This is a genomic window from Stenotrophomonas sp. GD03958 (assembly GCF_029839005.1).
GTDB lineage: Bacteria > Pseudomonadota > Gammaproteobacteria > Xanthomonadales > Xanthomonadaceae > Stenotrophomonas > Stenotrophomonas hibiscicola.
Window position 1 is genome coordinate 1 of record NZ_JAOBZT010000137.1, and the last position, 3,404, is coordinate 3,404.

General features: G+C 69.0%; 3 protein-coding genes. All 3 read left to right on the plus strand.

All coding sequences use genetic code 11. From position 1 onward, the window contains the following. The 3 genes from cutA to N5C25_RS20365 are packed head-to-tail and all read left to right on the plus strand — an operon-like array spanning nt 1 to nt 3,280. Entirely contained in the window at nt 1-339 is a 339-nt protein-coding gene (gene cutA, locus N5C25_RS20355; RefSeq protein WP_058978783.1) for a divalent-cation tolerance protein CutA, read from the plus strand. Beyond that, nucleotides 336-2,720 (plus strand): protein-disulfide reductase DsbD, encoded by a 2,385-nt coding sequence (locus N5C25_RS20360; RefSeq protein ID WP_279937789.1) that lies wholly within the window; start codon nt 336-338, stop codon nt 2,718-2,720. The genes cutA and N5C25_RS20360 overlap by 4 nt, the downstream gene beginning before the upstream one ends. Then, entirely contained in the window at nt 2,717-3,280 is a 564-nt protein-coding gene (locus N5C25_RS20365) for a TlpA disulfide reductase family protein (RefSeq protein ID WP_058978788.1), read from the plus strand. The genes N5C25_RS20360 and N5C25_RS20365 overlap by 4 nt, the downstream gene beginning before the upstream one ends. Nucleotides 3,281-3,404 lie beyond the last annotated feature (124 nt).

Sequence of the window (3,404 nt, forward strand, 5' to 3'; positions counted from 1 at the left end):
ATGTCGACCGTCGATCCCGTCCTGCTGCTGTTGACCACCTGCCCGGACCGGACCAGTGCCGAGCGCATCGCGCACTCGCTGGTAGGCGAGCGCCTGGCCGCGTGCGTGACCCGCCTTGATGGCGCGCAGTCCACCTACCGCTGGCAGGGCGAGGTGACCACCGACGCGGAGCTGCAGCTGCTGGTGAAAACCACCGCGAGCCGCGTCGATGACGCAATCGCCCGGATCGTCGAACTGCATCCGTATGAACTCCCGGAGTGCATCGCGGTCGAAACCCGGGCCGGCCTGCCGGCGTATCTGGATTGGATCCGGGCACAGACCCGGGAGGACACTGATTGAAGACTCTGTTTGCGCGTGGCGCTGCCTTGTGCGCCCTGTTGTGGCTTTCGCTGCCGGCGTTCGCCCTGGATGAGAAAGACCTGCTGCCGGTGGACCAGGCGTTCGCGCTGACCGCCACCGCCCCCGAACGTGGCCAGGTGCAACTGCAGTTCAAGATCGCGCCCGGCTATTACCTGTATCGCCACCGCACCAGCGTCAAGGCCGACCCGGCCTTCAATGCCGGCGCGCTGCAGATGCCCAAGGGCGACAAGCACCACGACGATTTCTTCGGCGAGGTCGAAACCTATCGCGAGCGCCTGCAGGCCAGCCTGCCCGGCACGCCGACCGAGGCCGCCGGTACCATCAGTCTGGAAGTGCGTTACCAGGGCTGCGCCGATGCCGGTGTCTGCTACCCGCCGCAGAAGCGCGTGGTGCAGGTCACCCTGCCGGGCGCCGGTGCGGCGGCGGCGGTGCCTGCCGCGCGTGCCGGTGCGGCCAGCCCGTTCAACAACCCACTGGCCGGTGCCGGCAACAGCGGCGGCCTGCGCCTGCCGGGTGCGGCCAGCAACAGCCAGGCGCTGCCGCTGCCGTCGGAACAGGCGTTCGGCTTCGATGCCATCGCCAGCGACGGCAACACCCTGCTGCTGCGCTTCAGCCCGGCACCGGGCTACTACCTGTATCGCGACCGCACCTCGCTGAAGCTGGAAGGCAGCACCGGCGTGCAGGCCGGCACGCCGCGTTGGCCAGCCGCGCAGTCGCATCGCGACGAGCACTTCGGCGATGTCTCGGTGTACTTCAACCAGGTGGAAGTGCCGCTGCCGCTGCGCCGCACTGTCACTGATGCCGTCGACAGCACCCTGGTGGTGACCTTCCAGGGCTGCCAGACCGATGGCATCTGCTACCCGCCGATGACCCGCCGGGTGAAGCTGTCGATTCCGGCCGGCAAGGTCAGCGCCAGCGCCGACCAGGCGCCAGCGCGCAATGACGTGATCAACCCGCTGCCTGCTGCCAACGGTGCACCGCGCGAAGCCGCCAACGGCGCCCCGCTGCGCCTGCTGCCAACCGTGCCCAACACGGATGCAGCGGCACCGGCCGCCGCAGGTGGCGCCACCGCCAGCAGTGAATTCGCCACCGATGCACAGGGCGACAATGCGCTGCGCACGCGTCCGCCGGCGACGACGCCGAATCCTGATCGTTCGTTCGTCTGGGTCCTGCTGCTGGCGCTGGCCGGTGGCCTGGTACTGAACCTGATGCCCTGCGTGCTGCCGATCCTCTCGCTGAAGGTGCTGAGCCTGGCGCAGAGCGGCGAAAGCGCGCAGCGCGCACGCAGCCACGCGCTCTGGTACACGCTGGGCGTGCTGGTCGCGTTCGCCGTGATCGGCGCGTTGATGGTCGGCCTGCGCGCGATCGGCAATGCCGTCGGCATCGGCTTCCAGCTGCAGCACCCGGGTGTGGTGGCGGCGCTGGCCTACATCATGTTCGCGGTAGGCCTGAGCCTGTCCGGCGTGTTCACCCTGGGCGGCGGCATCGGCAATCTGGGCCAGTCGCTGGCCAGCCGCAGCGGCCCGGCCGGTGACTTCTTCACCGGTGCGCTGGCCTGCGTGGTCGGCAGTGCCTGCGTCGGCCCGTTCATGGGTGGCGCGATCGCCTACGCGTTCATTGCCCCGCCGCTGAAGGCGATGACCGTGTTCCTGTTCCTCGGCCTGGGCCTGGCGCTGCCGTTCCTGCTGATCGGCTTCGTGCCGGCGCTCGCACGCCGCCTGCCCAAGCCGGGCCCGTGGATGGAAACGCTCAAGCACGTGCTGGCCTTCCCGATGTATGCCACCGCGCTGTGGCTGCTGTGGGTGTTGGGCAAGCAGCGTGGCGTGGATGGCATGGCGCTGGTGCTGGGTGGCCTGCTGCTGCTGGCGTTCGGCCTGTGGCTGTTCGAGCGCAACCGCTGGACCGGCTCGCGTGCGGTGACACTGCTGGGCGTACTGCTGGCGATCGGCGCGCTGGTGCCGGCCTGGGGTGTGACCCAGCTCGCACCGCCGGCGCGGGCCGCACAGGCCGCCAGCGACAACGTGGTCGAGTATTCACCGCAGTTGCTGGACCGCCTGCGCGCCGACAACCGCGTGGTGTTCGTCAACATGACCGCCGACTGGTGCGTAAGCTGCAAGGCCAACGAGCGCGCCGTGCTGTCGCGGCCGGAATTCAAGGAACTGCTCAAGCGCACCAACGCGGTGTACATGCGCGGCGACTACACCAATGTCGACCCGCAGATCACCACGTTCCTGGAAGAGCACAAGGCCGTGGGCGTGCCGCTGTACGTGGTGTACGGCCCGGGTGCGCCGCCGACCGTGCTGCCGACCCTGTTGACCCAGGCGGTGGTCGAGGAAGCGCTGCTGCGCACCGCACGATGAAGTGGCAACGGCCAGCGCTGCTGTGGACAGCGGTGCTGGCCGCCGCCCTTGGCCTGTGGGCCGGCCATCGATCGACACCGGCGCCGGTGGCGCCTGAGGCCGTGCCGGGAGCGCCTGCTGTGGCGGCTGCCGCACCCACCCTGCAGGTCGGCGACAGCCTGCCCGCACTGTCGCTGCCGGATCTTGAAGGCCGGCCGCTGGACCTGCGCCAGCACGCTGGCGGTCGCCCGCTGTTGATCAATGTCTGGGCCAGCTGGTGCGCGCCCTGCGTTGAAGAAATGCCCGAACTGGCGCGTTTCGCACATGTCCAGGGCGAGCACGGTGTGCAGGTGCTGGGACTGGCGCTGGATACGCCGGAGGACGTGCGCCGTTTCCTGCAGCGGGTACCGGTGGATTACCCGATCGTGATCGAGACCCCGGGGCCGCGCGATGCCAGCGTGCAGCTGGGCAATACACAGGGCCTGCTGCCCTACAGCGTGCTGTTCGATGCACAGGGGCGGCTGGTGAAGGCAAAGCTGGGACCGTTCGCCCACGGCGAGATCGACAGCTGGGTGAAGTGAGAGTGTTTTTTGCAGGGCTTGCAGCCCTGCACCCTGCTCAATGCAACGGCAACGGCCAGAGCCAAAGCCAAAGCGGGCTTTCCGTGGGATGGCGGGGCGGTGTCGGAGTGCGGGGACGCTGCAA

Coding starts and splice junctions, on each gene's coding strand:
- N5C25_RS20365 (WP_058978788.1), top strand. CDS start 2,717: ATGAAGTGGCAACGGCCAGCGCTGCTGTGGACAGCGGTGCTGGCCGCC.
- cutA (WP_058978783.1), top strand. CDS start 1: ATGTCGACCGTCGATCCCGTCCTGCTGCTGTTGACCACCTGCCCGGAC.